This is a genomic window from Micromonospora sp. NPDC051924 (assembly GCF_055586005.1).
Window position 1 is genome coordinate 57,668 of the sequence record NZ_JBVJJA010000034.1, and the last position, 23,440, is coordinate 81,107.

General features: G+C 72.7%; 27 protein-coding genes and 1 tRNA gene. 10 read left to right on the forward strand and 18 right to left on the reverse strand.

Annotated features, from left to right (window positions below; genetic code table 11):
• Nucleotides 1–195: 195 nt before the first annotated feature.
• Together ACZ6S5_RS24580 and ACZ6S5_RS24585 are read left to right on the forward strand one after the other, a co-directional pair.
• Nucleotides 196–1,020 carry an SURF1 family cytochrome oxidase biogenesis protein gene (locus ACZ6S5_RS24580; RefSeq protein WP_466004048.1) on the forward strand — a complete coding sequence of 275 codons (825 nt, stop codon included), beginning with the start codon at nucleotides 196–198 and terminating at the stop codon, nucleotides 1,018–1,020.
• A gap of 98 nt (nucleotides 1,021–1,118) precedes the next feature.
• Nucleotides 1,119–1,862 carry a hypothetical protein gene (locus ACZ6S5_RS24585; protein ID WP_466004050.1) on the forward strand — a complete coding sequence of 248 codons (744 nt, stop codon included), beginning with the start codon at nucleotides 1,119–1,121 and terminating at the stop codon, nucleotides 1,860–1,862.
• Between the two features lie 50 nt (nucleotides 1,863–1,912).
• On the opposite strand, the gene ACZ6S5_RS24590 is transcribed toward ACZ6S5_RS24585, so the two are convergent.
• The 5 genes from ACZ6S5_RS24590 to ACZ6S5_RS24610 all read right to left on the reverse strand — a co-directional run bounded on the left by ACZ6S5_RS24590 (nucleotide 1,913) and on the right by ACZ6S5_RS24610 (nucleotide 6,721).
• On the reverse strand, nucleotides 1,913–3,493 hold the full coding sequence (locus ACZ6S5_RS24590; RefSeq protein WP_466004051.1) for an ATP-dependent DNA ligase: 1,581 nt from the start codon (nucleotides 3,491–3,493) through the stop codon (nucleotides 1,913–1,915).
• A gap of 231 nt (nucleotides 3,494–3,724) precedes the next feature.
• On the reverse strand, nucleotides 3,725–3,931 hold the full coding sequence (locus tag ACZ6S5_RS24595; RefSeq protein WP_466004052.1) for a hypothetical protein: 207 nt from the start codon (nucleotides 3,929–3,931) through the stop codon (nucleotides 3,725–3,727).
• A 154-nt stretch (nucleotides 3,932–4,085) separates the two neighbouring features.
• Complete coding sequence (locus ACZ6S5_RS24600; RefSeq protein WP_466004099.1) at nucleotides 4,086–5,435, reverse strand: M20/M25/M40 family metallo-hydrolase; 1,350 nt, start codon at nucleotides 5,433–5,435, stop codon at nucleotides 4,086–4,088.
• 141 nt (nucleotides 5,436–5,576) lie between these two features.
• Complete coding sequence (locus tag ACZ6S5_RS24605; RefSeq protein WP_466004054.1) at nucleotides 5,577–6,203, reverse strand: uridine kinase family protein; 627 nt, start codon at nucleotides 6,201–6,203, stop codon at nucleotides 5,577–5,579.
• A complete protein-coding gene (locus ACZ6S5_RS24610) occupies nucleotides 6,200–6,721 on the reverse strand; it encodes a PadR family transcriptional regulator (RefSeq protein WP_466004055.1) in 522 nt (173 codons plus the stop codon). The genes ACZ6S5_RS24605 and ACZ6S5_RS24610 overlap by 4 nt, the downstream gene beginning before the upstream one ends.
• 55 nt (nucleotides 6,722–6,776) lie before the next feature.
• Between ACZ6S5_RS24610 and ACZ6S5_RS24615 the strand changes: the two genes are divergently transcribed.
• Together ACZ6S5_RS24615 and ACZ6S5_RS24620 are read left to right on the forward strand one after the other, a co-directional pair.
• Nucleotides 6,777–7,541 carry an alpha/beta fold hydrolase gene (locus ACZ6S5_RS24615; protein WP_466004057.1) on the forward strand — a complete coding sequence of 255 codons (765 nt, stop codon included), beginning with the start codon at nucleotides 6,777–6,779 and terminating at the stop codon, nucleotides 7,539–7,541.
• A 169-nt stretch (nucleotides 7,542–7,710) separates the two neighbouring features.
• On the forward strand, nucleotides 7,711–8,112 hold the full coding sequence (locus ACZ6S5_RS24620) for a rhodanese-like domain-containing protein (RefSeq protein ID WP_466004101.1): 402 nt from the start codon (nucleotides 7,711–7,713) through the stop codon (nucleotides 8,110–8,112).
• Between the two features lie 12 nt (nucleotides 8,113–8,124).
• On the opposite strand, the gene ACZ6S5_RS24625 is transcribed toward ACZ6S5_RS24620, so the two are convergent.
• The 3 genes from ACZ6S5_RS24625 to ssb all read right to left on the reverse strand — a co-directional run bounded on the left by ACZ6S5_RS24625 (nucleotide 8,125) and on the right by ssb (nucleotide 11,653).
• The gene (locus ACZ6S5_RS24625) at nucleotides 8,125–9,663 is read right to left on the reverse strand and encodes a cobyric acid synthase (RefSeq protein ID WP_466004058.1); all 1,539 of its coding nucleotides are present in this window, start codon (nucleotides 9,661–9,663) and stop codon (nucleotides 8,125–8,127) included.
• Nucleotides 9,660–10,769, reverse strand: coding sequence for a cobalamin biosynthesis protein (locus tag ACZ6S5_RS24630; RefSeq protein WP_466004103.1), 1,110 nt, complete (start codon nucleotides 10,767–10,769; stop codon nucleotides 9,660–9,662). Before ACZ6S5_RS24630 ends, ACZ6S5_RS24625 begins: the two co-directional genes overlap by 4 nt.
• A gap of 113 nt (nucleotides 10,770–10,882) precedes the next feature.
• A complete protein-coding gene (ssb, locus tag ACZ6S5_RS24635) occupies nucleotides 10,883–11,653 on the reverse strand; it encodes a single-stranded DNA-binding protein (protein WP_466004060.1) in 771 nt (256 codons plus the stop codon).
• Between the two features lie 288 nt (nucleotides 11,654–11,941).
• Here ssb and ACZ6S5_RS24640 point away from each other — a divergent pair, with 288 nt between their 5' ends.
• Complete coding sequence (locus ACZ6S5_RS24640; RefSeq protein WP_466004062.1) at nucleotides 11,942–12,364, forward strand: HPF/RaiA family ribosome-associated protein; 423 nt, start codon at nucleotides 11,942–11,944, stop codon at nucleotides 12,362–12,364.
• 158 nt (nucleotides 12,365–12,522) lie between these two features.
• The gene (locus ACZ6S5_RS24645; protein ID WP_466004064.1) at nucleotides 12,523–13,551 is read left to right on the forward strand and encodes an alpha/beta hydrolase; all 1,029 of its coding nucleotides are present in this window, start codon (nucleotides 12,523–12,525) and stop codon (nucleotides 13,549–13,551) included.
• A 10-nt stretch (nucleotides 13,552–13,561) separates the two neighbouring features.
• Here the strand turns inward: ACZ6S5_RS24645 and ACZ6S5_RS24650 are convergent, their stop codons facing one another.
• Nucleotides 13,562–14,302: a hypothetical protein gene (locus tag ACZ6S5_RS24650; RefSeq protein WP_466004066.1), complete on the reverse strand. Its 741-nt coding sequence runs from the start codon at nucleotides 14,300–14,302 to the stop codon at nucleotides 13,562–13,564.
• Between the two features lie 160 nt (nucleotides 14,303–14,462).
• Here ACZ6S5_RS24650 and ACZ6S5_RS24655 point away from each other — a divergent pair.
• A tRNA-Arg gene (locus tag ACZ6S5_RS24655) sits at nucleotides 14,463–14,538 on the forward strand.
• 43 nt (nucleotides 14,539–14,581) lie between these two features.
• Here the strand turns inward: ACZ6S5_RS24655 and ACZ6S5_RS24660 are convergent.
• From ACZ6S5_RS24660 to ACZ6S5_RS24695, 8 genes are all read right to left on the reverse strand, one after another.
• The gene (locus ACZ6S5_RS24660) at nucleotides 14,582–14,785 is read right to left on the reverse strand and encodes a site-specific integrase (protein WP_466004068.1); all 204 of its coding nucleotides are present in this window, start codon (nucleotides 14,783–14,785) and stop codon (nucleotides 14,582–14,584) included.
• Between the two features lie 740 nt (nucleotides 14,786–15,525).
• A complete protein-coding gene (locus tag ACZ6S5_RS24665; RefSeq protein WP_466004070.1) occupies nucleotides 15,526–16,182 on the reverse strand; it encodes a hypothetical protein in 657 nt (218 codons plus the stop codon).
• Nucleotides 16,183–16,598: 416 nt separating this feature from the next.
• Nucleotides 16,599–16,877, reverse strand: a complete 279-nt coding sequence (locus ACZ6S5_RS24670) for a tyrosine-type recombinase/integrase (RefSeq protein WP_466004104.1) — start codon at nucleotides 16,875–16,877, stop codon at nucleotides 16,599–16,601.
• Between the two features lie 27 nt (nucleotides 16,878–16,904).
• Nucleotides 16,905–17,876, reverse strand: a complete 972-nt coding sequence (locus tag ACZ6S5_RS24675) for a hypothetical protein (protein ID WP_466004072.1) — start codon at nucleotides 17,874–17,876, stop codon at nucleotides 16,905–16,907.
• Entirely contained in the window at nucleotides 17,873–18,397 is a 525-nt protein-coding gene (locus tag ACZ6S5_RS24680) for an RNA polymerase sigma factor (RefSeq protein WP_466004074.1), read from the reverse strand. The genes ACZ6S5_RS24675 and ACZ6S5_RS24680 overlap by 4 nt, the downstream gene beginning before the upstream one ends.
• A 178-nt stretch (nucleotides 18,398–18,575) precedes the next feature.
• Complete coding sequence (locus tag ACZ6S5_RS24685; RefSeq protein ID WP_466004076.1) at nucleotides 18,576–18,833, reverse strand: hypothetical protein; 258 nt, start codon at nucleotides 18,831–18,833, stop codon at nucleotides 18,576–18,578.
• 177 nt (nucleotides 18,834–19,010) lie between these two features.
• On the reverse strand, nucleotides 19,011–19,631 hold the full coding sequence (locus ACZ6S5_RS24690) for a hypothetical protein (RefSeq protein WP_466004078.1): 621 nt from the start codon (nucleotides 19,629–19,631) through the stop codon (nucleotides 19,011–19,013).
• Between the two features lie 11 nt (nucleotides 19,632–19,642).
• Nucleotides 19,643–20,359 (reverse strand): hypothetical protein, encoded by a 717-nt coding sequence (locus ACZ6S5_RS24695; RefSeq protein WP_466004106.1) that lies wholly within the window; start codon nucleotides 20,357–20,359, stop codon nucleotides 19,643–19,645.
• A gap of 251 nt (nucleotides 20,360–20,610) precedes the next feature.
• Between ACZ6S5_RS24695 and ACZ6S5_RS24700 the strand changes: the two genes are divergently transcribed.
• Nucleotides 20,611–20,904 (forward strand): hypothetical protein, encoded by a 294-nt coding sequence (locus ACZ6S5_RS24700; protein ID WP_466004080.1) that lies wholly within the window; start codon nucleotides 20,611–20,613, stop codon nucleotides 20,902–20,904.
• Here ACZ6S5_RS24700 and ACZ6S5_RS24705 read toward each other — a convergent pair.
• A complete protein-coding gene (locus ACZ6S5_RS24705; RefSeq protein WP_466004082.1) occupies nucleotides 20,885–21,451 on the reverse strand; it encodes an alpha/beta fold hydrolase in 567 nt (188 codons plus the stop codon). The genes ACZ6S5_RS24700 and ACZ6S5_RS24705 overlap by 20 nt on opposite strands.
• Nucleotides 21,452–21,603: 152 nt before the next feature.
• On the opposite strand from ACZ6S5_RS24705, the gene ACZ6S5_RS24710 reads away from it, so the two are divergent.
• Complete coding sequence (locus ACZ6S5_RS24710) at nucleotides 21,604–22,128, forward strand: SigE family RNA polymerase sigma factor (protein WP_466004084.1); 525 nt, start codon at nucleotides 21,604–21,606, stop codon at nucleotides 22,126–22,128.
• Nucleotides 22,125–23,327, forward strand: coding sequence for a hypothetical protein (locus ACZ6S5_RS24715; protein WP_466004086.1), 1,203 nt, complete (start codon nucleotides 22,125–22,127; stop codon nucleotides 23,325–23,327). The genes ACZ6S5_RS24710 and ACZ6S5_RS24715 overlap by 4 nt, the downstream gene beginning before the upstream one ends.
• Nucleotides 23,328–23,440 lie beyond the last annotated feature (113 nt).

Consider the following 23,440-nt stretch of genomic DNA (forward strand, 5'->3'; position numbering starts at 1 on the left):
GGTTTCCGCCCGCGTGACCATACCCGCCTGGGCCGACGCACGGCGGCCGCCGGCCGCCCGGTTCCGGCGCGCGGCGGCCGCCGGTCGGTTCCGCCCGGTGCGCCTCGCCTCACCTTCGGGACGGCCGCCGATCCGACCGGCTTTGTGGCCCGGCGCGGGCCGGTGGTGCCGCTCACACGGGTAGCCTTGGCAAACGTGTACCGGTTCCTGCTGACCCCGCGCTGGCTGGGCTATCTCGCGCTGACCCTGGTCGCCGCCGCGCTGATGGTGTTCCTCGGCAACTGGCAGCTGGACCGCTACCGGGGCCGGACCGCGATCAACGAGCGGATCGACGCCGGATCCACGATGGCTCCCGCGCCGCTGCGGGACGCCCTGCCCGCCCCGAGCGGCGGTCCCGGCAGCACCGGCCCGGCCCCGGCCGAGCGCGTGACCTGGACAAAGGTGACCGCCACCGGCCGCTACGACACCGCGAACGTCGTCCTGGTCCGCGGCCGTACGGTCGACAGCGAGGTCGGCTTCGAGGTCCTCACCCCGCTGGTCCTCGCCGACGGCAGCGCCGTGCTGGTGGACCGGGGCTGGATCCCGCCCGCCCCGGACGGCAACGCCACCACCCAGCCGCAGGTCCCGGCCGCGCCGAGCGGCGACGTCACGGTCACCGGCCGAGTGGTGTCCAGCGAGAGCGGCGGCGGCGTGGTCGACCGACGCGAGGGCAAGTTGGAGACCCGGCGGATCAGCGTCCCCCGGATCGCCCGGCAACTCCCCTACCCGGTGGCCGGCGGCTACGTGCTGCTCGACCAGCAGACGCCGGCCGCCGATTCGGCGTTCCAGACGGTCCCGATCGGCCACACCAACAACTGGCAGAACTTCGGGTATGTGGTGCAGTGGTGGCTCTTCGCCGGCATGAGCCTCGTCGGCTACGGCTGGGTGGCCCGCCGGGAGGCCCGCCGGACGGCCGGCCTCGACCGGCCCCGTCCGCCGGTCGACCGGGCCGCCGAGCCCGCCTCCCCGACCTCCGCCTGACCGGTCCAGGGGGATCCGAACCGGACAATCGGCGGGCACACGGGGCACGGGTGACGGAGTAGGGTCCCGCCCATGATCACCAAGCGTGCGGGGTCCCGGTGACCCCTGACCCCACCAGGCCGTTGCCCGCGGAGCCGCCCGCCTCCGCCGCGTACGACCCGTGGGCCGCCATGCCGCCCGCCGTCGCCCCTCCCACCGAGCGGCTTCCGGTGCTGCCGGCCCGGGTCGAGCCGGTGGACGCCGCACCGACCACGCGCTTTTCGGCACCGGCCCTCCCGACGCCACCGGTCGCCGCGCCGCCGGCCGCGCCCACCCCGCCCATGACCACACAGTTCTCCGCGCCCCCGGTCACCGCGCCGTTCGGCACACTCCCGGCCGTCTCCGCGCCGCCCTTCACGGCGCAGTTCTCCGCGCCTCCGGTGGTGTCCGGGCCGCCCACGACGCCGTTCGCGGGACCGCATCTGCCGGCGGGTCCGCTGGCCCCCGCGCAGTCCGTGGTGGCCGTGCAGATCGGCGAGATCATGGTGACCCCGCCGGTGATCCGTACGCCGGCCGGCGTGCTGCCGCTCGCCGGCGCCTCCTGGCACGTGGTCGACCACTGGCGGAAGGAGGAGAAGGTGGCGACCTGGGCCGTGGTCGCCGCCGTCCTCGGCTTCTTCTGCCTGACCGTGTTCAGCCTGCTCTTCCTGCTGGTCAAGGAGACGCGACACCACGGCACCGTGCAGGTGACGGTCACCAACGGCGGCCACCAGTACGTGGCCCGGATCCCGGTGGTGGACCAGTTCCAGGTGCAACAGATCAACAACCAGGTCAACTACGCCCGCTCGCTCTCGCTGGCGTGACCGGGCCGTCGGAGGCGGCGCGCCGTCGCCTCCGACGCCGCCGGGCGGTCTCAGCCGACCCGGCCCTCGTGGATGGCCCGGACGGCGTCGATCGTGTCGGCCTCGGCAGCGGTCTTGTCGTCGCGGTAGCGCACCACCCGGGCGAACCGCAACGCCATGCCGCCCGGGTAGCGGCTGCTCGTCTGCACCCCGTCGAAGGCGATCTCGACCACCTGCTCCGGACGGACCCGGACCACCCAGTCCCCCTTCTCCACGGCCAGGCCGAGGAAACGCTCGGTCTGCCAGCGGAGCAGCTCGTCGGTGAGCCCCTTGAACGTCTTGCCGAGCATCACGAACTCGCCGGTGTGCGGATCACGGGCGCCGAGATGCAGGTTGGACAGCCAGCCCTGGCGCCGGCCGCTGCCCCACTCGACCGCCAGCACCACCAGGTCGAGCGTGTGCCGGGGCTTGACCTTGACCCAGGCCGAGCCGCGCCGTCCGGCGTCGTAGGGGGCGGCCGGATCCTTCACCACCACCCCCTCCTGGCCGGCGTCGATCGCGGCGGTGAACGCCGCGGCGGCCTGCTCCGCGTCGTTCACCGCCACCCGGCCGACCAGCAGCGTCGGGTCGACCGCGCCGGCCAGCGCGGCCCACCGTTCCCGGCCGGGCAGGTCGATCAGATCGGCGCCGTCGAGGTGCAGCAGGTCGAAGAAGTACGGCGTCAGCACCGCGTCGCCGGTCCGCTCGGCGGCGGCGAGCACCGCGGGCGCCACCGGGGTGCCCCCGGTGGTGCTGGGCGTGGTGCGCCGCGCCGCCCGGCTGGACGTCTCCTGGAAGGGCAGCGGACGCCCGGTGGCGTCCAGCCCGATCGCCTCGCCGTCGAGCACCAGCTCCCGGGCGGGCAGCGCGCGCACGGCGGCCACCACCTCGGGCAGCCGGGTGGTGATGTCGTCCAGGCTGCGGGTGAAGACCGCGATGTCCTGGCCCGACCGGTGCACCTGGATCCGGATGCCGTCGAGCTTCACGTCGACCACCGCCGGGGTGCCGGTGGCGGTGAGCGCCTCGTCCACCGTGGGGGCGCTCTGGGCCAGCATCGGGGCCAGCGGACGACCCACCTGCAGCCCGAACCCGGCCAGCGCCGCGGCGCCGCCGGTGAGCGCGGCGACCGCCACGGCCCGCAGGTCGCCGGCGAGTAGCAGGGCCCGGCGGACCGCCGCCACCGGCACCTCGGCGGCCCGGGCCACCGCGTCGGTGAGCAGGCCGGCCTGAGCGCCCTGGCGCAGCTCACCGCGGAACAGGCCGGCCAACAGCCGCTGCTCGTCGGCGGTGGCGGCCGCGAAGAGCCGGCCGACCAGCTCCCGCCGGCGCCCCTGTGAGCCGGGGCCGCGCACGCCCGAGATCTCCTCGACGGCCGCGTCGACCCCACCGACGGTCAGGGTCGGCTCGGCCGCCGGTGGCGGCAGGTCACGCAGGGCCGCCCAGCCCACCCCGGTCTGTCGTTGCCGCAGCTCACCGGCGAGGTAGCCGGCGCCGGCCGGGACCTCCCCGGGGTCGAGCGATCGCAGGGCCGCGGCGAGGAGCTCCACCTTGGCCCGCCGGCCGCTGGTGGCGCCCACCGCGGCGGAGGTGGCCGCCAGGTCGAGAAACCGCACGCAGGTCATCCTGCCAGCCACCACCGACACGGCGGGCCATCCGGCCGATGATCCACTCCGGCTGCGGAAACCCGCGGCGTCCCCACCGGTGATCCACTCCGGTTGCGGAATGTCGCGGGCGCCGGCGAGACAATGAGCCTGACCTGCCGCAATCCGAGTGGATCGCTTCCCCGGGCCGCCCCCGGCCCCGGGACCGGCGGGGCGTGGACGTGGGTCCGGGGCCGATCCCGGTCAAGCGAGGACCGGCTCCTCGATCCGCAGGCCGCGGGCACGGACCTCGTCGGAGACCCGGGTCAGCAGCCCGTCGAGCGTGACCAGCGCGGCGGAAAGCTCGCCGAGCTGTTCCTTGAGCGTGTCCTCGGGCCACGCGGAGACATCGACGTCCCCCAGAGCACTGATGGCGGCCTGGAGCCGCGCCATCTCGTCATTCGTACGCATGTTCGAGAGGCTATAACACCCCGTCGCCCGACACATCGGAAACTCCGACATCGGCCCCGAAGTTACGGTTCCGACACCTGACGGGCCCCATTCATGTCCTGCCGATCACCGGCCGGGCCACGGCGGGCCCGGACGGCGATCGACGGAACGCGGCCTAGCCGTTCGCGCCCGCCTCGGCGACCTTCACCAGCAGCAGCGCCTCGGCCAGGCAGACCCGGGCGAACTCGCCCAGGTGCAGGCTCTCGTTCGGGCCGTGAGCCCGGGCGTGCGGGTCCTCCACGCCCGTCACCAGGATCGCCGCGGCCGGGAACATCTCCTGGAAGGTGGCGATGAACGGGATCGAGCCGCCCACGCCGATGTCGACCGGCTCGGTGCCGTCCCAGGCGCCCCGGAACGCCGCCCGCGCCGCCTCGAACATCGGACCGGTGGCGTCGATGACGCAGGGCGCGCCGTCGTGCTCGAAGGTCACCGTCACGTGCGCGCCCCACGGGGCGTGCCGCTCCAGGTGGGCGGTGAGCGCCGCGTACGCCTTCTTCGGGTCGTCGCCCGGCGCCAGCCGTACGCTCAGCTTCGCCTTGGCCGACGGGACCAGCGCGTTCGGCGCCTCGCCGGTGGCCGGGGCGTCGATGCCGAGGATGGCCAGGGCGGGCTTGGTCCAGAGCCGGTCGGTGATCCGGCCGGTGCCGAACAGCTCCGCCCCCTCGGCCAGGCCCGCCTCGGCGCGGAACCGGTCCTCCGGGTAGTCGACGCTGGCGCCCTCCCGGCCGACCAGCCCGTCGACGGTCACGTCGCCGGCGTCGTCGTGCAGCGTGCCGAGCAGCTTGACCAGCGCGGTCAGCGCGTCCGGCACCGCGCCGCCGAACATGCCGCTGTGCACGGCGTGGTCGAGGGTGCGCACCTCGACGAAGCAGTTGACGATGCCGCGCAGCGAGGTGGTCAGCGCCGGCACGCCGACGTCCCAGTTGGTGGAGTCGGCGATCACGATGACGTCGGAGGCGAGCTCCGCCCGGTGCTCGGCGAGCAGCCGTTCCAGCGAGTCCGAGCCGTACTCCTCCTCGCCCTCGATGAACAGGACCACGCCGACCGGGAGTTGGTCGCCGAAGGCCCGCAGCGCGGCGATGTGCGCCATGATGCCGGCCTTGTCGTCGGCCGCGCCCCGGCCGTAGAGGCGGCCGTCCCGCTCCACCGGCTCGAACGGGTCGGACAGCCAGAGCGTGAGGTCGCCGACCGGCTGGACGTCGTGGTGGGCGTACATCAGCACGGTGGGCGCGCCGGGCGGGGCGGGCTTCTTCCCGATCACCGCCGGCTGGCCGCCGGAGCGCACGATCTTCGTGTCGAGGCCGCAGCCGCGCAGCAACTCCGCCACCGCCTCGGCGGAACGCTCGACGTGCGAGTGGTCGAAGCCCTCGAAGGCGATGCCCGGGATGCGGACGAGGCGTTCGAGGTCGGCACGGACTCCGGGCAGTTCACGCTTGACGGCAGCCCGCACCTCGGACTCGGACATGATCGGTGAGGTCATGACCGGCATCGTATGCCGGCCTTACCGCGCGGCACCGCCCGAGCCTGCTCCCGGCCCTCCCGGTGGCCGTCCCGGCGCGGCACGCGGCCGGGTCGACGTCCGGCATCGGCAGCCCCGCCCCGGCGGTCAGGGGCGGCGGACGTAATAGTGGTCCGCATCGTGCGGCAGCCCGGGGGCGCCGTCGACCACCACGTCCACGGCCGCCTCGGTGCGGTCGGCGGCGAAGTGCGTCCGCTCCCCCGCGTGCCAGCGGCGCAGTTCGGGCAGGATCTCCGCGCCGTCGCGGCTGACCGCGCGGGAGAGCCGCAGCGGCGCGGGGGCGGTGACGAAGACCGACAGGGTCAGCTCGGGGCGGACCTGCGCCCGCGCCGCGCTCACCCCCTCAACAACGAGCACCGGGACCACCGGCACCGGCACCGGCCGGTCCAGGAAGCAGCGCCGCACCCAGCTGTACCGCCGGTAGGCGCCCGGCCGGCCGGCGCGGACCGGGCCCAGCACCCACTCCTCCAGGCGGGGCCAGAAGGTGAGCTGGTCGTCCCACCCGTCGAGCAGGTCGTCGGTGCGGACCAGCGGTGGCCGGTCGCCGCCGGGGAGCGCGGCGAACGCGTCCGCGAGGCGGGTCGCGAACAGGCTCTTGCCCGCGCCGCTCGGCCCGTCGACCGCCACCAGCCGGGTACGCCCCAACCGCGCCGGCCGGGCCAGCACCCGGCGGGCCAGCCCGGCGTACGCCTCGACCACCGCCACCGGCCTCACTCCGGCTCGCCCAGCGTCTCCCGCAGCCAGGCCAGTTCGGCCCGGCTGGTGGCCCGGGCGATGGTGAGCAACCCCCGCCGGTACGGGTCGTCCAGTTCCTCCGCGCGCACCGGCCGGTCTCCCTCATAGAAAAAACTGCTCGGGGTGCTCAGGAAGGCCAACCGGCGCCGCAGCACCCCGTCACGGGCCGCCGGGTCGTCCACGTGGCGGAGGAAGGCGAGCAGGGTGAACCAGCGGTTCTCGTCGCTGATCTCCACCTCCTCGGGCTCGGCCAGCCGGCGCCGGAGCTCGGCGCGGCCCTGCTCGGTGAGGACCAACATCTGCCGGGGCGCCGCCCGCGATCCGGGTTCGGCCCGCCGGGTCAGCCAGCCCGCCCGTTCCAGCCGCTTGATCGCCGGGTAGAGCGTGCCGTCGGCGATCGGGCGCACGTGCCCGGTCAGCTGGGCCACTCTCCGCTTGAGGTCGTAACCGTGCAGAGGTTGCTCGGCGAGGAAGCCGAGGATCGCGAGTTCGAGCACCCGCCGATGATATCCCGCTTCCGATATACCTCGGCGCGGATGTATTGTGTCGGCCATGCGTGCTGCGATGGTGGGCCCGGACGGGGCCCAGATGCGTTGGGTGGAGATCGCCGGCGAGAACCCGGCCCGGGTGTACGTGCACGGGTTGGGGTCCACATCGGCGGCGTACTTCGTGCCGGTGGCCACCCGCCCCGGGCTGGCTGGGCACCGGTCGCTCTTCGTCGACCTGTTCGGCTTCGGGCTGAGCGACCGGCCAGCCGCGTTCGGCTACACCCTTGAGGACCACGCCGCGGCGCTGGCCGCGACGCTCGACGAGGCCGGCGTCCGCGACGCCGATCTGATGGCGCACAGCATGGGTGGCGCGGTCGCGATCGTGCTCGCCCACCGGCGGCCGGATCTGGTCGGCCGGCTGGTGCTCGTCGAGGCGAACCTCGACCCGAACCCGCCGTCGACGGCCGCGAGCAGTGGCGCTGCCCGGTACTCCGAGTCGGACTTCCTGGCCGGTGGCTACGCCGAGACGCTGGACCGGGTCGGGCCGGTCTGGGCCGCCACCATGCGGCTCGCTGATCCGGTCGGCCTGCACCGCACGGCGGTGGGGCTCGTCGCCGGCACTCGACCCACGATGCGCCACCTGCTGGAGCGCCTGCCGATGCCACGGACGTTCGTTCAGGGCGGACAGAGCGACCCGGTGCACGACGCGGCCGGACTGGCGGCCGCCGGCGTGCGGGTGGTGACCGTCCCCGGCGCAGGGCACAACGTCATGCTCGACGCGCCCGAGGAGTTCACCGCGGCGGTGGCGGCAGCGCTCGACCCGGCCTGACGCCCGCCGCCACGACCGGAGGACACCCGGTCGTGGCGGGGCACCCCCGGATCCGCCGCATCGGCTACCGCCTCCGAGGGATTTCGTCGCGGCGGCCCGGCGCTGGCGGGTCGTTCACCCGGCGCGGCCCGCGACCGGCCGGCATCATCGGGTGGTGCTCCATGACGTGATGAGTCCGGGCGTCGACGCCCTGCTGGAACAGGCACGGGCCGGGCTCCGCCGGCTCACCCCGCACGAGACCGTCGAGGCGGTCCGCGCCGGGGCGCTGCTGATCGACACGCGTACCGACGTGCAGCGGCGCGAGCAGGGCGAACTCCCCGGTTCGATCGTCATCGACCGGACGGTGCTGGAGTGGCGACTGGACCCGGCGAGCGACTGGCGGATCCCCGAGGCGAACGGGTACGACCGCGAGATCGTGGTGGTGTGCCGCGAGGGCTACAGCTCCAGTCTGGCCGCCGCCGGCCTGCAGGCGCTCGGCCTGCGCCGGACCACGGACATGATCGGCGGCGTGCAGGGCTGGCAGGAGGCGGGCCTGCCGATGTCCGACCGCCCCGCGGACGTCCGCTACTGAGGGGCCGGCTGGTTATCGGGGCGCGCCGGGCGGGATGAACGGCAGGCCCGGCGGCGGACCGGACTCGACCAGTCGCCACAGGGCGCCGGTGTCCAGGTGCTCCTCGACCAGGTCGCCGAGGAGGTCCAGGGTCCGCTCGCGCGCGGCCGCGAACTCGGTGTCCGGGGCGACCTTGAAGCCGGTCCGGCGGGCCAGCCGGGCGACCTCGGTGAGGAACCGGCGGCGGAAGCCGTCGGCCTCGAAGGCGCCGTGCCAGTGGGTGCCGTGCACCGGGCCGAGCCGGGCACCCTCGCCGGTGCCGTCGGCATGGCGCAGCAGCGGCGGCAGGCCGGGATCGGTGGCGGAGACGTATCCGTGGTGGATCTCGTAGCCGTGGACCGGGACGTCGCCGTCGGCGCTGCCGGCGGCGCGGCGGACCGTCTTGCGCGGATCGAAGGTGATCTCGATGGGGAGCAGGCCGAGCCCGGGGACGCTGCCCTGCCGGCTCTCCACCGGATCGTGGATCGCCCGGGCCAGCATCTGGAAGCCACCGCAGATGCCGAGCAGCGGCCGGCCGGCGGCGGCGTGCGCCGACACGGCGTCGGCCAGGCCGGTCTCCCGGAGCCAGGCGAGGTCGACCACGGTCGACTTGGAACCGGGGAGCACGACCAGGTCGGCGGCGGCCAGCTCGGCCGGCTCGACGGTCAGGCGTACCCGGACGCCCGGCTCGGTGGCGAGCGCCTCGACGTCGGTGGCGTTGCTGATCCGGGGCAACCGGACCACGGCGACGTCGAGCCAGTCGGTCCCGCGCGGGGCCGCCGGCCGGCCGAGCACCCGGCCGTAGGCGAGCGAGTCTTCGGCGTCCAGCCAGAGGTCCAGCGCCCAGGGCAGCACCCCGTAGGTGGGGCGGCCGGTGACCTGGTGCAGCATGTCCAGCCCGGGTTGCAGCAGCCCGCGGTCCCCCCGGAACTTGTTGATCACGAAACCGGCGACGAGGGCCTGGTCGGCGGGGTCGAGCAGGGCCACAGTGCCAAAAATTGAGGCGAACACGCCGCCCCGGTCGATGTCGCCGACCACGATCGTGGGCAGCCCGGCGTGCCGGGCCAGGCCCATGTTCACGTAGTCCCCGGCCCGCAGATTGATCTCGGCCGGGCTGCCGGCCCCCTCGCAGATCACCACGTCGTACGCGGTCCGCAGCTCGCCCAGCGCCGCGTAGGCGGTCTCGGCCAGCCGGGGCCGCAGCGTGCGGAAGTTGCCCGCGGTAACGGTGTCGACGGCCTCGCCGAGCAGGATCACCTGGCTCGCGTGGTCGCTGCCCGGCTTGAGCAGCACCGGATTGAACCGCAGGTCGGGGGCGATCCCGCAGGCGGCGGCCTGCATCGCCTGGGCCCGGCCGATCTCGCCGCCGCGCCCGTCCGGGCCGACCACCACCGCCGAGTTGTTGGACATGTTCTGCGCCTTGAACGGCGCGACGCGCACTCCCCGGCGGCGCAGCCACCGGCAGATGCCGGCGGTGAGCACGCTCTTGCCGGCGTCGGAGGTGGTGCCGGCGACCAGCAGCCCGCCGCTCACCGCCCGCTCCCCCGCCCCGCCCGGTCGAGGGCCACGCCCTGCTGGCCGCGCCCGGCCCGGTGCGGGTGCCGCACGGCGCCGCCGGGCCCGACCCGGTGCGGGACCGCCGCCGCGCCCCGGGCCGCCGACCCGACCCGGACCACGCCGCGCAGCGCGGACCGGCCGACCACCCCGAGCAGGCGCCCCAGGGTCACCGGATATGCCGCGCCGAGGCCGAGCGCGACCAGACCGACCGCGCCGGAGATCCAGGCGGCCCGTTTCAGGTGCCGCGCCTCGGGCCGGGGCCCGTCGCCGAGGAACGGGCGGGTTTCGGAGCGGCCGAAGTAGACGTTCCGCCCGCCGAGTCGGACGCCGAGCGCCCCGGCCATCGCCGCCTCGCACTGCCCGGCGTTGGGGCTCGGGTGGTCGTTCCGGTCCCGCCGGAACACCCGCCAGGCCGCCCGGCGATCGCCGTGCGCGGCCGGCGCCACGGCGACGGTGAGCAGCCCGGTCAACCGGGCCGGGACGAGATTGAGCAGGTCGTCCAGGCGGGCGGCCGGGGTGCCGAACCGGGCGTAGCGGGGCGAGCGGTGGCCGACCATCGCGTCGAGCGTGTTCGCCGCGCGGTAGCCGAGCAGGCCGGGCAGCCCGGCGACCGCACCCCAGACCAGCGGCGCGACGACGGCGTCGGAGGTGTTCTCGGCGAGCGACTCGACGGTGGCCCGGGCCAGCTCCGGCTCGTCCAGGGCCGACGGGTCGCGGCCGCAGAGGTGGTTGAGCCGGCGGCGCGCCGTGGGCAGGTCGCCGGAGCCCAGCGCCCGGGCCATCACCCGGGACTCGTGCCGCAGGGTACGACCGCCCAACACGGTCCAGGTGCCCGCGGCGACCAGCGCGGCGCGGGCCAGCGGCCGACGCCGGGTGGCGAGGGTGCCGGCCACCCCGAGCAGCACCGGGGCGCCGACGGCGAGCGCGGTGAACGCCGCGCCGGCCGCCCGGTCCGGCCGGTAGATCCGCTGTTCCAGGGCGCCGGCGGCCCGGCCGAAGCCGGCCACCGGATGGAACCGGCGGGGATCGCCGAGCAACGAGTCCAGGGCGTAACCCGCCACCAGTCCCGCCGCGGTCGCCATGGCGGTCGCCTGCCGCACCCGTCACCACCTCCGGCCGGCCAGCCTAGTCGTACGGCGGGGTGGCCACGTCGGCGTCGCCACCCCGCTCCCCCGTTGCACGACCCGCCTGCGGATCAGGCGGGCACCGGCGACCGCCGCCCGCCCCGCCGGCCGCGGCCGGTCGGGGTGACGCCGTCGGCGTCGCCGCCCGGAGCGGGCCGGTCGGCCTCGTCGGCCTCGTCGGGCTCGGTGGCGCCGCCGCCCGGGGCGGTCACCGCGTCGTCCCGCTCGTCGCCGTCCCGGTCGGCAAGGTCGAACGGGTCGGCCGCCTCGTCGAAGTCACCCGCCGGGAACCCGTCCAGGTCGTGGGCGGGCCCGTGATCGACGTGCGGGCCGGCGAACTCCAGCGCCTCGAACTCGTCGTCGAGCGGGCGGTCGTCGAGCGAGCTCGGCGCGTGCGCGTCCAGGACCGGCTCGGTCGCCTCACCGTGCACGCGGCGTTCCGCCTCGGCGTCCTCCACGGTGCTGGTCGCCATGCCCGGGCGGTTGCGCAGGAAGCGGCCGCGCCCCCGGGCCAGGTCGTGCCCGACCGCGACCGCCTCCAGCTCGTAGAGGGTGCGGTGGTTACCGGCGTCGTCGGTCCAGTCCCGGGTGTAGAGGCGGCCGGCGACGATGACCGGGTCGCCGACCATCACCGAGGCGGCCACCCCCTCGGCCAGCTTCCGCCAGCAGTTGACCCGCACGCGCAGGCTGTTGCCGTCGACCCACCGGCCGGAGTCCCGGTCGAGCCGGCGGGCGGTCGAGGCGACCTTGAAGTTGGCCACCAGCGTGTTGCTCTGGGTGGTACGGCGCCACTCGGGCGCGGTCAGCACGTTGCCGACGATGGTGACGTACGTATCGAACATCGCCCCTCCAGGGAGACTCGGCTTGTCGGACCGAGCCTCGACCGGCGGTGGCCCCGCCACCAGCCGCGCCGGTGCGGCTGTGGATGACGGGGCGGGCTGTGGACAACCACCTGATCAAGGTCCCGTCTGCTAGGGACCACGGTCCCTGTGCCGCCGACCTGCGGCGCAGCATGATCGAACTGGCGGGCGGACGGGGCGGTTCCGGACGCAGGCCGACTGGGTAAGGAGTTGATCAACCGAGAGAAAGGGAGCGACGATGCTTCTCCGAGACGTCTGCGAGGCCGGGCGATGAGCGCCGTGACGAACCCCGCGACCGTGGCCGAGTGCCTGCGTGTCGGCGTCGGGTTCTCCCTGGGGGACCGGAACTGGATCGCGGAGCAGTTCGCCACCCTGGACGCCCGGCTCGCCGGATTCCACGCCGACGCCACCGAGCTGGAGGTGTCGGTGAAGGACCGCGCATCCCGGGGTCAGAAGGTGACCCTGGAGTGCTGGATCGCGGGCCGGCAGAAGATCGTCACCACCTCCGCCGAGGAGGACCTGCACGCCGCGTTGAACGACGTCCGGGACGATCTGCGCCGCCGGCTCAACGACGCGAAGACCCGGCAGGAGCCGCGGCACAACAAGCACATCCGGGAGCTGGCCCAGCCCGGCGCCGGCCAGGTGACGGACGACGACGCCGACCTCGACGGGGTCGACGCCGAGACCGCCTGACCCGACCGCGCGTCCGCCCCCGACGGCGGTGGTGATCCATACCGCGGTGCGGCATGTCGGGGTGTCCGGAAACAGGGACACCCCGACATGCCGCACGCCGGGAAGGTCGGGTCCGCGGGGGCTACCGCCGGGTAGCGGGGCGGCGTACCGTCGCGGTCGTGGAACCCGACGTGCTGGGACCGCCGTACGAGCGGCAGACCATCGAGCTGGGCACCGACGACGAGGGTCCGCTTGTCGCGACGCTGGTGCGCCGCCGGGCCGAGCGCCCGACCGGCCGGGCCGTGCTCTACGTGCATGGCTTCGTCGACTACTTCTTCCAGACCCACGTCGCCGACTTCTTCGCCGAGCGCGGCTGGGACTTCTACGCGCTCGACCTGCGCAAGTACGGCCGCAGCCTGCAGCCGCACCAGACCCCGAACTTCTGCCGCGACCTCAGCGACTACTTCCCCGAGCTGGACGCCGCCGCGCAGATCATCCGGGCGGACGAGGGGCACGACACGCTGCTCGCCATGGGCCACTCCACCGGCGGCCTGATCGTCTCGCTCTGGGCGCACGCCCGCCGCGAGGCCGGCCTGGTCGACGGGATCGTCCTCAACAGTCCCTTTTTCGACATCAACGCACCCTGGCTGGTCCGCCGACCCCTCGCGGCCGCCGTCTCCCGGCTGGGCCGCCGGGCGCCGCACCGCATCCTGCCGTTCGGGCTCGGCACCGTGTACGGCGAGAGCCTGCACGCCGATCACCGCGGTGAGTGGCGGTACGACCTGGCCTGGAAGCCGCTCGCCGGGTTCCCCGTGCGGGCCGGCTGGATCAACGCGATCCGGGCCGGCCAGCGGCAGCTCCGATCCGGCCTGGACATCCGGGTGCCGGTGCTGCTGGCCTGCTCGACGCGCAGCTACCGGGGCACGAAGTGGCACGAGTCGGCCACCCTCGCCGACGCGGTGCTCGACGTGGAGCACATGGTCCGCTGGGCGCCCCGACTCGGCCCGCACGTCACCCTGGCCCGGTTCGACGGCGGCCTGCACGACCTCACCCTCTCCGGCCCCGCCGTACGCGAGAAGGTCTTCGCGGAGGTCGGCCGGTGGGCGGAGGGATTCCTCGGCGCGGGACCGACCGACCCGGAGCCCGACGGCCCGCCGGCCGCGCGCCGGCCGGCGGACGACCGGGCCGGCGCGAGCGCCGAGGGCTGAGCCGACCGGGTCAGCGGAAGCCGGCCGTGGCCTCGCCGAGGGCCGCACGGATCCGGTCGAACGTCGCCACCGGGTGACCGCCCGCCTCGGCCGGCAGCACCAGGCCGAGGCAGTGCAGCGCCAGCTCACCGTCGGCGCCGGTCTCGACACCGAACACCGGCGCGCCGACGTACCCGTCAGGCAGCCCGGTGGTGATCCGCAGCGCGTCGCCGTCCCGGACGACCCGCTCGATCACCGCCTCCAGGGGCCGGGACCCGTTCTCGGCGACGCCGAGGGCCAGCACGAAGGCCGAGCCGGGCGTCGCGCCGATTCGGGCGACCGCCGCGCCGCCCACGGCCACCGCATCGGTCACCGGCTGGATACGCCAGCACCAGCCCTGGTCCTCGGCGTACCCGTGCAGGCCGCCGGTGGGCATCGCGGCCACGCCGGTCTCCGCCAGGTGCAGCCACCGGTCGGCGAACCCGGGCAGCTCGATCGGCTCCGCCGCCGCCTCCGGTGGGTCGGTGACGCTCGGCCGCAGCCCGATCTCCCCGTACCCGGCCCGGGCGGACGCGCCGGCGGTGAGCAGCCACTCCTGCACCACCTCTCCGTCGTCGGTGGCACCGACCAGCTCGGTGTAGAAGAAGGCGGTGCCGAAGCCCTCAACGGGGCCGCCCGATCGTTCGGACCGGCTGACGGGCACGATGGCGCGCCCGAGCAGCTGGCACAGCTCGTAGATGATCTCGTTCTCGGTATCGTGGTCGAGCAGCACGACGCCGAGGGTACGGACCGGACCCCGGCCACCGCCCCACGTATCCCGGATGTCGCGGCGGGGCCACTCATGGCACCCTGATCATCGACGTGGCCACGACCACCCGTTCCCGCGCGGATCCCCGGTACGGCGGTACCCTCTTGGCGCGACACGTCGCCGCGCGCCCGTAGCTCAGCGGATAGAGCAGGGGACTTCTAATCCCAAGGCCGCAGGTTCGAATCCTGCCGGGCGCACCACCACCGTCCCAGGTCAACGGCTTGTCGTTCCCGGCCCCATCGATCACCACGGCTCCCGGTGGCAGGACATGGCGTAGGTATTCATGGTCGGCCCGACCTGTCTGTGACCGAGCACGGTCCGAGGCGAGGCACCGGAGATGAGCAGGAACGTCGCGCAGGCATACCGCAGGTCATGCAGACGCAGCCGGTCGAGGCTGGCCGCAGGCCGGATCTTGTGCCACGTCCGGTCGACGTGGTCCCGGTCCATCGACGTCCTTCACCTTGGACGGAAAGACCAGGCCGTGATCCTGCCACCGCTCCCCCGCTGCCAATCGATCGACGGCTTGATACCGGCGATGAGCCCGGAACAGCGCGAGCCTCTGCGCCGGCACAGGCACCGTTCGCCGGGACCGCTCCGTCTTGGTGTCACGAGCCGCAAGCGGCCCTCGGCCCGCCGAACGGTTTGCCGAACCGTCAAGGTGCCGGCGTCGAAGTCGATATCCGACCAGGCGAGCCCAAGCAGCTCTCCACGCCGGAGCCCGACCGTCAGCGCGCACACGTACAGCGCTTCAAGCCGATGACCCCGCAGGACGTCGGCACCAACTCCTCCCGCTCCGCGTCACCAAGCGAGTTGCGGATCAGCGGTGGGAACGTTGGATTGGCCGGTGGAACGTGGAAGCCGGCAGTAAGTCCAGGAACCAGTCCGGCTTCCTCCATTCGCCAGGCTCGAAGAGCAATGTCGCGAGGAAGGCGAAGGCAATGACTACTCCGGCAATTTGCAGAGTAGTGACCATTAGGAAGCGGACTGCCGCATGCATTGCGATCCCCTCGGCTGGCATCGGCCATGCTAGTGGCCAGCCTGCCGGCGCCGCCGTATCAGGGACGACGGCTGGCATGGTCGGACGGGCAATCCACGGGTCAGTAGGCGGGGCGCGCAGGAGGCAAGTGGAGCCGGAACCGGTGCGACTCCTAGGCTTGGATGACACCTGTCGGGGCCGGTCTGCGCACTCACTCAACAAGCCGATCCTCGATGAAACGCATCCGCTTCAGGATTTTTCCTCCCTTACTTTTACTATAAACATTGAATTCTTTCTGTGGTTGAGCATCTGACCAGGTGATCGATGCAATGAGATCGCTTTTATGATGTTCCAGTCGATCTGTATTCATGTAACCTTCATCAGGTTGCCAATCTCTTGGCAAATCGCTACCTTCCCTATAGAAAGACAAATGAACGAATTTGTTCTCGCTTTCGACTGGATGATTCTTGACGTATCCCTCAACTAAATCCTTTAAATCTATCAAATCTTCTGGTGGATTCACAATCATATAATGCTTCCTGAGCGTCAATACTTCTTCGCCCTTCTTGCCAACAACCTCTTCAGTATTGGCGATTTCGAAAATGTTTGTCACCCCGCCTGACTCCCCATTCTCGGTGCATCCAATCAAGGATAATGAAATGAAGAATACGCCTATGATCAATCCTGGAATCTTCGAATTAAATTTCATCACCCAATCCTCCTTCGAATGGAATGTCCGGATTCCATCTTGATTTTGGAATCCACTGCGGCAACTTGGCGCGAGTACTTCCGCCAAGAGTTCCGATTCGCGGTCGCGGTAAAGGCAGCGGCGCGGCGCGGAGTCGCCATGAACGCGCGGACTCGCCATGAATGTGGGGCGAGAGGCAGCGCGATCATGAGCGGAGACTACCTATCGGATCATGGTCGCCACAGAGCAGCGCGCCGGCCGTGTGGGGCGCCGCTGCGCCGAACCACGTGCCGAAGCTGTCCGCTCTCCCTTGCCTCGGCTGACGTTCGCCCAGCTCGACGGCAGGATGCGACCGGATGAGGTACGTCCCTCCGGAGGCGGCGGTGTAGGGGTCGATATCTAGGGCCCCCGTTGGCCGGGCCATTAGCGGGCCATTACGCCGACGACATCCGACAGTGACGGACGGGCTGAGCAGGAGAATGGCTCCCCTACCAGTCCCCTCCGATCTTCTTCTAATCCCAAGGCCGCAGGTGTGAGTCCGGCCGGGCGCACCACCACCGTCCCAGATCAACGGCTTGTCGTTCCCAGCCCATCGATCACCACGGCTCGCGTACAGCCATTCGTACAGCCAAGTCAGCCGAAGAGGTGCTTCGCGGCCTCGTCCACGGCGGCCGCTCCATCTCGGGCAGGACATGGGCGTAGGTATTCACGGTCAGCCCGACCTGTCTGTGACCGAGCACGGTCCGAGGCGAGGCACCGGAGATGAGCAGGAACGTGGCGCAGGCGTGCCGCAGGTCATGCAGACGCAGCCGGTCGAGGCCGGCCGCAGCCCGGATCTTGTGCCACGTCCGGTCGACGCGGCCGGCTCGGCGCAGAGGGTCCGAGCCGGCCGGGTCGCTTCCTCAGCCGGTTCGCTCGGTGTAGCCGCGGTCGAGGTACACGGTGGTCCAACGGTCGGGTCCCCTACCCGCGGCGATGAGCTCGCCGGTGTGCGTGTCGAACAGCAGGGCTTCGGAGCCGTGGTTGCCGGGGCTCGGGCGTGGCCCCTTGCCGATCGGCGCCGTTACCAGGAGCCCGGTGCCCACCTTGGTCTGCGTCTCGCCGGCGCAGGTGACGCCGTCGGTGTCGGCGAGGAAGCGCAGCACCGCAGCCCGGTGCGGCGCGTCGAGGATTCGCGCCGCGTTGAGTTCCGCGACGCTGACGAGCGCGGCCGAGGGCCCGTTCTCGCGTGGCTGGTACAGCTGCGCGGCCATCGCCGCTGGCGCCGCCTGGGGCAGGGGACGCCGCTTGCGCTCGCCGGCCGCGAAGGTCCCATCCCCGTGCGCGCTGCCCAGCGCCTCGGGATGCTGCGCGAAGAGCTGGCGGGACGCCTCGTCCTGGTATCGCACCGGCCCGCGGTGGACGATCCGACGCCCCGAGCCGTCGGCGGCGCTCCACAGCTTCACCTCCTCCTCCCAGGTCGCCGACGCGGGCGTCGTGTTGTCGCGGGCCGCGACGGTCATGCCGCTCATGCTGCGGGTGTGCACGTACTCGTACCGGCCCGACCCGCCGTCGTACGGCGCCGGCGCGACGTGGTCGGCGAGCGTGGCCAGGCAGTTGGTCGCCGCGCCGGAGGAGCCGGGCGCTGGCGGCGGTCCCGGCATCGGCCCGGGAGCGGGGCGGAGGCCGGGCAGCGCGAACACGCCAGCGACAGCTACGGCGACGGCCGCCGCGGCGAGCACGGCGCCCCGGGTCGAGCGGCGCGGCCGTACGGCGTCATAGGCGGTGATGTCAGTCGCAGCGCGGCGCAGGACCGCGTCGGCGTCGCCGGGACCGACGACAACACCGCGGGCCGGATCGGCCTGCTCCAGCAGCGCATGGATCTGCTTGCTCATCGTGTTCCTCCGATCGGGACGGGTGCGGCGGCGGGCTGTTCGCGCAGCAGGTCGGTGAGCCGTCGGCGAGCCCGGTGCAGCCGGACCTTCGCGGTCGCGATGCCGCAGCCGAGGACCAGGGCGGCCTCGCTTGCGGAGAGCTGCTCCCAGCCGACGAGCCGCAGGATCTCCTGATCGTCGTCTGACAGCTGCGTCAGCGCGGCGCGTACGTCGACCAGACGAGCGACCGCGTCGTGCCGGTCGGCCGACGGCGCATCCACGAGTTCGAGCGCTGGTGGGGCGGTCCGCTCGGCGCGCCAGTGGTTGGCGAGCAGGCGGCGCCCGACGCCGTACAGCCAGGGCAGCGTCCGTGCTGGGACCTCCCACCGCCGCCGCCAGGCGACCAGGAAGACCTCCTGGGCGAGCTCCTCTGCTGCGGCGGTGCCGCCGAGCCTTCTCAGGCCGTAGCGCACGACGTCCGGGTAGTGCCGGGCGTAGATGCCGCGGAACCAGTCGGCGTCGCGTTCGTTGACGACGTTCATATCCCTGTCTGTGTTTGCCGGCGGCGAAAGGTTACCGACCACCGGGCAGAGCGAGTCCCAGCATGCCGATCGACCGGGCGACATGGCGTGTTGGGCGAGGTCGCCGTGCGCTGTTGCCGTCTCTGGTGCGCGCCCGCCGGGGGAAGCCCCGTCACAGACCTCCGCCCCGACCGGAGTCCTAGCAGCTCGCGATCTCTTCGTCAGCCTTCTCATCGGTCAACCGCTGCCGGTCAGACCAGGCGCGCCAAACCTCGTGCTGCCGCAGAACCGAACTCAAGCCGAGCAGAGCGACGGAGACGATGAAGCAGGCGAAGGCCACCAGGGCGAGGATCAGCGAACGGCGGCCGTCGCTGGTGAGTAGCAGTATCAGCCCAGCAGAGCCGGAGGCGACCATGAAGGCAGCCAATCCGCGGTTCTCCGGTGGCTCAATCTCCATGGCCGGGCTCCCACACTCTTGTCGGGTCGGCTCATACTGTCGACCACCGAAGAGCTTGGCAAGATTCAGTACAGGCTGGATGCGGATGGCAGCCGACCAGGCACAGCGCTGTCTGACCCAGCCGTCAATGGTTGTCCATCTTCGCTGGAGGCGACAGGCGGCCCGGGTGGGCCTGCCTCAGCTCCGTTCGAGGCGACGGGCCAGGTCGGCGGCGAAGGCGTGAATCTGGGGCTCCGCGCTCACTACGCGGGCGAACACCGCGATCGCCACGACCAGGTTGCTGACTCGCAGGAAGACACTCCGATTCCGGGAGTACGCCTCGTCACCGATGCCGGACAGCGCCGTGAACTGTGGCCCCGGTTCACGCAGGACACGACTGGCAGCGGCCGGCGCATCCCCTCCCTCGGGGGTCGCGACGTAGTAGGACACGGTCATCACGGGAGCGGAGATGTAGAGCGGGTGGTCCCTGGGCAGGAAGAGATCGCAGTTGTTCGATCCGTCCTGCTGCACGATGTAGGGCGTCGCGAGCAGGTGCAGGCTCGGTTCGAGCGTCTTGCAGGCCGGTGGTTCCGCCCGGAACGTACCGTCGTCGTGCGAACCCCCGACGATGTAGGCGGTCGCACCCGCGGCAATGAGCAGGACGGGTACGAGAATCGCCGCGACGAGGATCGCGATTCGTCGGCGAGGACGGCCGGGCGCCGAGGCCGGGGGTTGCTGCTCGGATCCTGGCCCCTCGTCCTGGTCTTCGATGCCCCTCGGCTCGACGGCGCCGACGTGCGACCGGTGCGAAGAGGTCATGGCGGTGGATTCTAATCTCCAGCCCGGTGGCCGACAGTCCCGTACGGCGTCAGCGACGGTGACCGACGGGCTCTGCCGAGGAGGACCGGATGACGGCTCCACAGCCAGTGGAGGTACTGCCGCACTTCCTCCGGTGTGGCGACCCATCCCCTGGCCTGGTAGGTGAGGATGCGTTGGACCTCCCCGGGTACGAGGTCGTAGGCGGTCGCTCCGGTCTCCGGGACAGGTGCGTCCGGGGGGACGGCCACGGGCAGCGGGATCAGGGGAAGGCGCGTCCCGCTCCGGATGAACGCCCTGAGGACCGTGAGGTAGACGCGCGCCAGGTGGTACGGGGAGACGGTGACCGCGAGGCTGCTGATGCCGAACGCACGGACCTGGTCGACGATCCAGGCGGCCTGCAGGCCGGTGTTGGGAGCCGGCTCGGCCTGCAGACACACCCCCTTGGTACGTCGGAGGCCGAGGCCGCGCAGGTGGTCGAGGGTGATCTCGACATAGGTCTGTTCCGCCGGATTCCCGTTCGCCACCAGGAGGTGGCGCAGCCCTCGATTCGCCTCCCAGTGCCGGATCGCGTGCGTGAGACGCCACTCCTCGCCCTGGCCGGTGGCGACCACGAGCGCGTCGACGTGGTCGGCGGCTGACTGCGGCAGGGTCAGGATCATCGTGACGGCCTCCGTCACCTCCAGGAACTGGCCGGCCGTGAAGCCGACGAGATTTTCTTCCCGCACCATCCGAGGGATCGCGACGGCGGAGGGCGCCGAACCGGCCGAGGCCGCGTCGCCGTCGGGATCGGCACACACCGCCGGGGACGCCAGGTCGTCGGGGTGGGACAGGGTGGCCATGCCGGCGATCCTTCCAGCCGGCGTCAGCCCTGGCCGCCCCGTCCGAACCCCGCCCACCGGCACGGGTACGTCACCCAGGTCCGTCCTCGCCTACGCTGGCTCCCGGTCGCCGCACCCCGCCGCCCACCTCGGGAGTCGCCATGCCCCGGTACGTCCAGCAAGGGCTCGGCCTCATCGGATTCGGCCTGCTGCTCGGCTTCGTCGGTCTCGTCTGGACCGCCAACCTCTTCGGCGTGGCCGACGAGCACGCCCGCCGCATCGCGCGGACTCCGTTCACCACGTTCATGGAGGGACGTGACCTACCCCCGGAGGAGGCGACGCGCCACCCCGCATTCCTGCTCGGCCGGTATGTCGCGGGGGTCGGGTTCATGCTCTTCGGCCTGGCGTTCATCGTCAGTGGCGTGCTCCACCTGATCACTCCCCCGACCGACTGACCACCGCACAACATGGCCAGAGCACCTTGTCGAGGAATTCCTCCACCGCCGTGGCGACCTCGCCCAGCACCGCCGCCGACCGCGCGAGCGGTCCCGGCACGCGCAGCCCGTGGTCGGCCTCCGGCACCTCGCACACGTACGGCGACAGCTCGCGGGCGAGCTCCGGACGCCAACTGGGGTCCGCGGTACCGCCGATGAGCAGGCAGGGCGCGGCGGCGCGGCGAAGCCCGTCGACCACCTCCGGGCGGTGCAGCAACGGCGTGATCCAGACGGCCGGTAGGCCCCGGTCGGCAGCGAGACCCGCGGCGAGCGTGCCGAGCGAGTTGGCGATGACCAGCGGCTCGGGCAGTTCGCGTAGCGCCGCGCCGATCTGCTCGACCGCCCACGGACCGCGCTCCGCCGGCTCGGCCGGGACCTCGCCGCGCCACGACAGGTGGTGCAGCTCCGCGCCGCGCAGCCGCGCCGCGTCGGCGGCGAACAGTTGCTGGGGTACGTGCCAGCAGCCATTACTGCCCGGAATGACCAACACTGCCCGCTGCGCCGACATGACGTCCTCCCCCCGCAGCCCAGGGCCGGCCGGCGGCCCCCTCGTCACCCGGCAACCTACCGAACGGGCGACCGTGCAACCTTCCTCCCGACCACCGCCGACTAAGAGACGACCAGAGCCCACCGTCCACGCCGGCTGACCAAGGGAGCACGATGCGGCCCGACCTCGAAAGGGAGTACGTCGAGTACGTGCGGGCACGGTTACCCCGCCTGCACCGCACGGCGTACCTGCTCTGCGCCGACGCCTTCCAGGCGGACGACATCGTCCAGACGACCCTCACCGCGCTCTACGTGCACTGGAAGCGGGCCGCCGCCGCCGACAACCTCGACGGGTACGTGCACCGAATCCTGGTGCGGCGTTACCTCGACGAGCGGCGGCGCGGGTGGTCCAAAGTGCTGCTCGGCGACCGCCTGCCGGACCTGCCCGACCCCGCCGAGCACGGTGTCGAGGAGCGGGACGCGCTGCTGGCGGCGCTGCGCTCGCTGCCCAAGGGCCAGCGGGCCGTGGTGGTGCTGCGCTACTTCGGCGACCTGTCCGTGGAGGCGACCGCGGCAGCTCTCGGGTGCTCGGTGGGCAACGTCAAGAGCCAGTGTTCCCGGGGTCTGGCCGCGCTGCGCGCGGCGCTCGACGCGGGGCGTCCGGTCACCATCACACAGGGAGGGAGGGCCCGGTCATGAACGACGAAGAGGAGCTGCGGGACCGGCTGCGCGCGGTGGACGTGCCGGCCAGCCGTATCGAGATCGACGCACTGGTCCAGTCCGGTCGCCGGCGCGCCTTTCGCCGCCATTCGGTTCAGGGGGCCGGAGGCGTGGCGCTGGCGACAGCCGTGCTGGCGGCGGTGCCGTCGATCGTGACCACGGTGGGAGCGCACCCCGCAGCGGCCCCGGCCGGCGGCAGCTCGACCGGCGCGACCGCGCCGGCGGACGCGCCCCCCACCATTGCCTCGACCCTCCCGGCGGCGGCGACCCCCACGATTTCAGCCGGCGCATGCCCGGTGACGGAGCTGCCCGTGCCGGGCGGGATGAAGGACGTCACGGCCGGCGGGGTGGATCCGACCGGGCGGTACATCGTCGGCAACGGCGTGGTCGGGCAGGACTTCCGGCCGGTGCTGTGGACCGACGGCGAGCCGCAGGCGTTGCCGGTGCCCGGCAGATCGGTCCAGGTGACCGCCGTCAACGTCGGCGGGGTCGCGGTCGGCCTGGTGGAGGATGCCAAGCAGGAGTACGTCTTCCGCTACGAGAAGGGCGCGTACACCCGGTTGCGCACCCCGCCGGGGAACTGGCACGTGTACCCGACCCCGGCGATCAACGCGGCCGGCGACGTGGTCATCAACGCGGAGCCGAGCGGCAACTCGGGTGGCAAGGACAGCATCGTCCTGCTCTGGAAGGCGGGGTCGACGAAAGCCGTCAAGCTGCCGCTTCCCGACGGCGCCAACGCTTACGACATCACCGACGACGGGACTGTCGTCGGCGCGATGTACAAGAACGGCATGGCCCACGCGGCGTACGCCTGGGACCAGCAGGGCAAGGGGCGGAAGCTGAGGCTGCCGGCCGGCCAGACCAGCGCCGCCTACGCGGCGCAGGGCGACTGGGCGTCGGGGGGCCTGTGGCCGTCCCGGTCCGCGGCGCTGTGGAACCTGCGGACCGGCGAGGTGACCCAACTGCCGGTGGGCGGTCCGGGCGAGGCGGTCAGCGCCGCCGGCTGGGTCGTGGCCAACGGCGCCGTGCTGCGCGCGGGCACCGCGGCCGAGCTCCAGGTGCCCGCCGGGCAGACCGCTCTGGCGGCGGCGGTGTCCGATACCGGGCTGGTCGTGGGGCACGCGCGGACCGGTGGCGAGTACGCAAAGAACGTCGGACCGCGTCTGTGGCGGTGCTGACAAGGGGGTGAACCGGGCGGGGGGGGGGGGGGTTCCCCCCCCCCCCCCCCCCTCTCCCCCCCCCCCTCCCCCCCCCCCCCCCACCCCCCCCCCCCCACACCCTTCTTCACCCC

Coding starts and splice junctions, on each gene's coding strand:
- ACZ6S5_RS24595 (WP_466004052.1), bottom strand. CDS start 3,931: ATGCGTACGAATGACGAGATGGCGCGGCTCCAGGCCGCCATCAGTGCT.
- ACZ6S5_RS24600 (WP_466004099.1), bottom strand. CDS start 5,435: ATGTCCGAGTCCGAGGTGCGGGCTGCCGTCAAGCGTGAACTGCCCGGA.
- ACZ6S5_RS24615 (WP_466004057.1), top strand. CDS start 6,777: ATGCGTGCTGCGATGGTGGGCCCGGACGGGGCCCAGATGCGTTGGGTG.
- ACZ6S5_RS24620 (WP_466004101.1), top strand. CDS start 7,711: ATGAGTCCGGGCGTCGACGCCCTGCTGGAACAGGCACGGGCCGGGCTC.
- ACZ6S5_RS24630 (WP_466004103.1), bottom strand. CDS start 10,769: ATGGCGACCGCGGCGGGACTGGTGGCGGGTTACGCCCTGGACTCGTTG.
- ssb (WP_466004060.1), bottom strand. CDS start 11,653: ATGTTCGATACGTACGTCACCATCGTCGGCAACGTGCTGACCGCGCCC.
- ACZ6S5_RS24640 (WP_466004062.1), top strand. CDS start 11,942: ATGAGCGCCGTGACGAACCCCGCGACCGTGGCCGAGTGCCTGCGTGTC.
- ACZ6S5_RS24660 (WP_466004068.1), bottom strand. CDS start 14,785: ATGGACCGGGACCACGTCGACCGGACGTGGCACAAGATCCGGCCTGCG.
- ACZ6S5_RS24665 (WP_466004070.1), bottom strand. CDS start 16,182: ATGGCGAGTCCGCGCGTTCATGGCGACTCCGCGCCGCGCCGCTGCCTT.
- ACZ6S5_RS24675 (WP_466004072.1), bottom strand. CDS start 17,876: ATGAGCAAGCAGATCCATGCGCTGCTGGAGCAGGCCGATCCGGCCCGC.
- ACZ6S5_RS24680 (WP_466004074.1), bottom strand. CDS start 18,397: ATGAACGTCGTCAACGAACGCGACGCCGACTGGTTCCGCGGCATCTAC.
- ACZ6S5_RS24685 (WP_466004076.1), bottom strand. CDS start 18,833: ATGGAGATTGAGCCACCGGAGAACCGCGGATTGGCTGCCTTCATGGTC.
- ACZ6S5_RS24690 (WP_466004078.1), bottom strand. CDS start 19,631: ATGACCTCTTCGCACCGGTCGCACGTCGGCGCCGTCGAGCCGAGGGGC.
- ACZ6S5_RS24695 (WP_466004106.1), bottom strand. CDS start 20,359: ATGGTGCGGGAAGAAAATCTCGTCGGCTTCACGGCCGGCCAGTTCCTG.
- ACZ6S5_RS24700 (WP_466004080.1), top strand. CDS start 20,611: ATGCCCCGGTACGTCCAGCAAGGGCTCGGCCTCATCGGATTCGGCCTG.
- ACZ6S5_RS24705 (WP_466004082.1), bottom strand. CDS start 21,451: ATGTCGGCGCAGCGGGCAGTGTTGGTCATTCCGGGCAGTAATGGCTGC.
- ACZ6S5_RS24710 (WP_466004084.1), top strand. CDS start 21,604: ATGCGGCCCGACCTCGAAAGGGAGTACGTCGAGTACGTGCGGGCACGG.
- ACZ6S5_RS24715 (WP_466004086.1), top strand. CDS start 22,125: ATGAACGACGAAGAGGAGCTGCGGGACCGGCTGCGCGCGGTGGACGTG.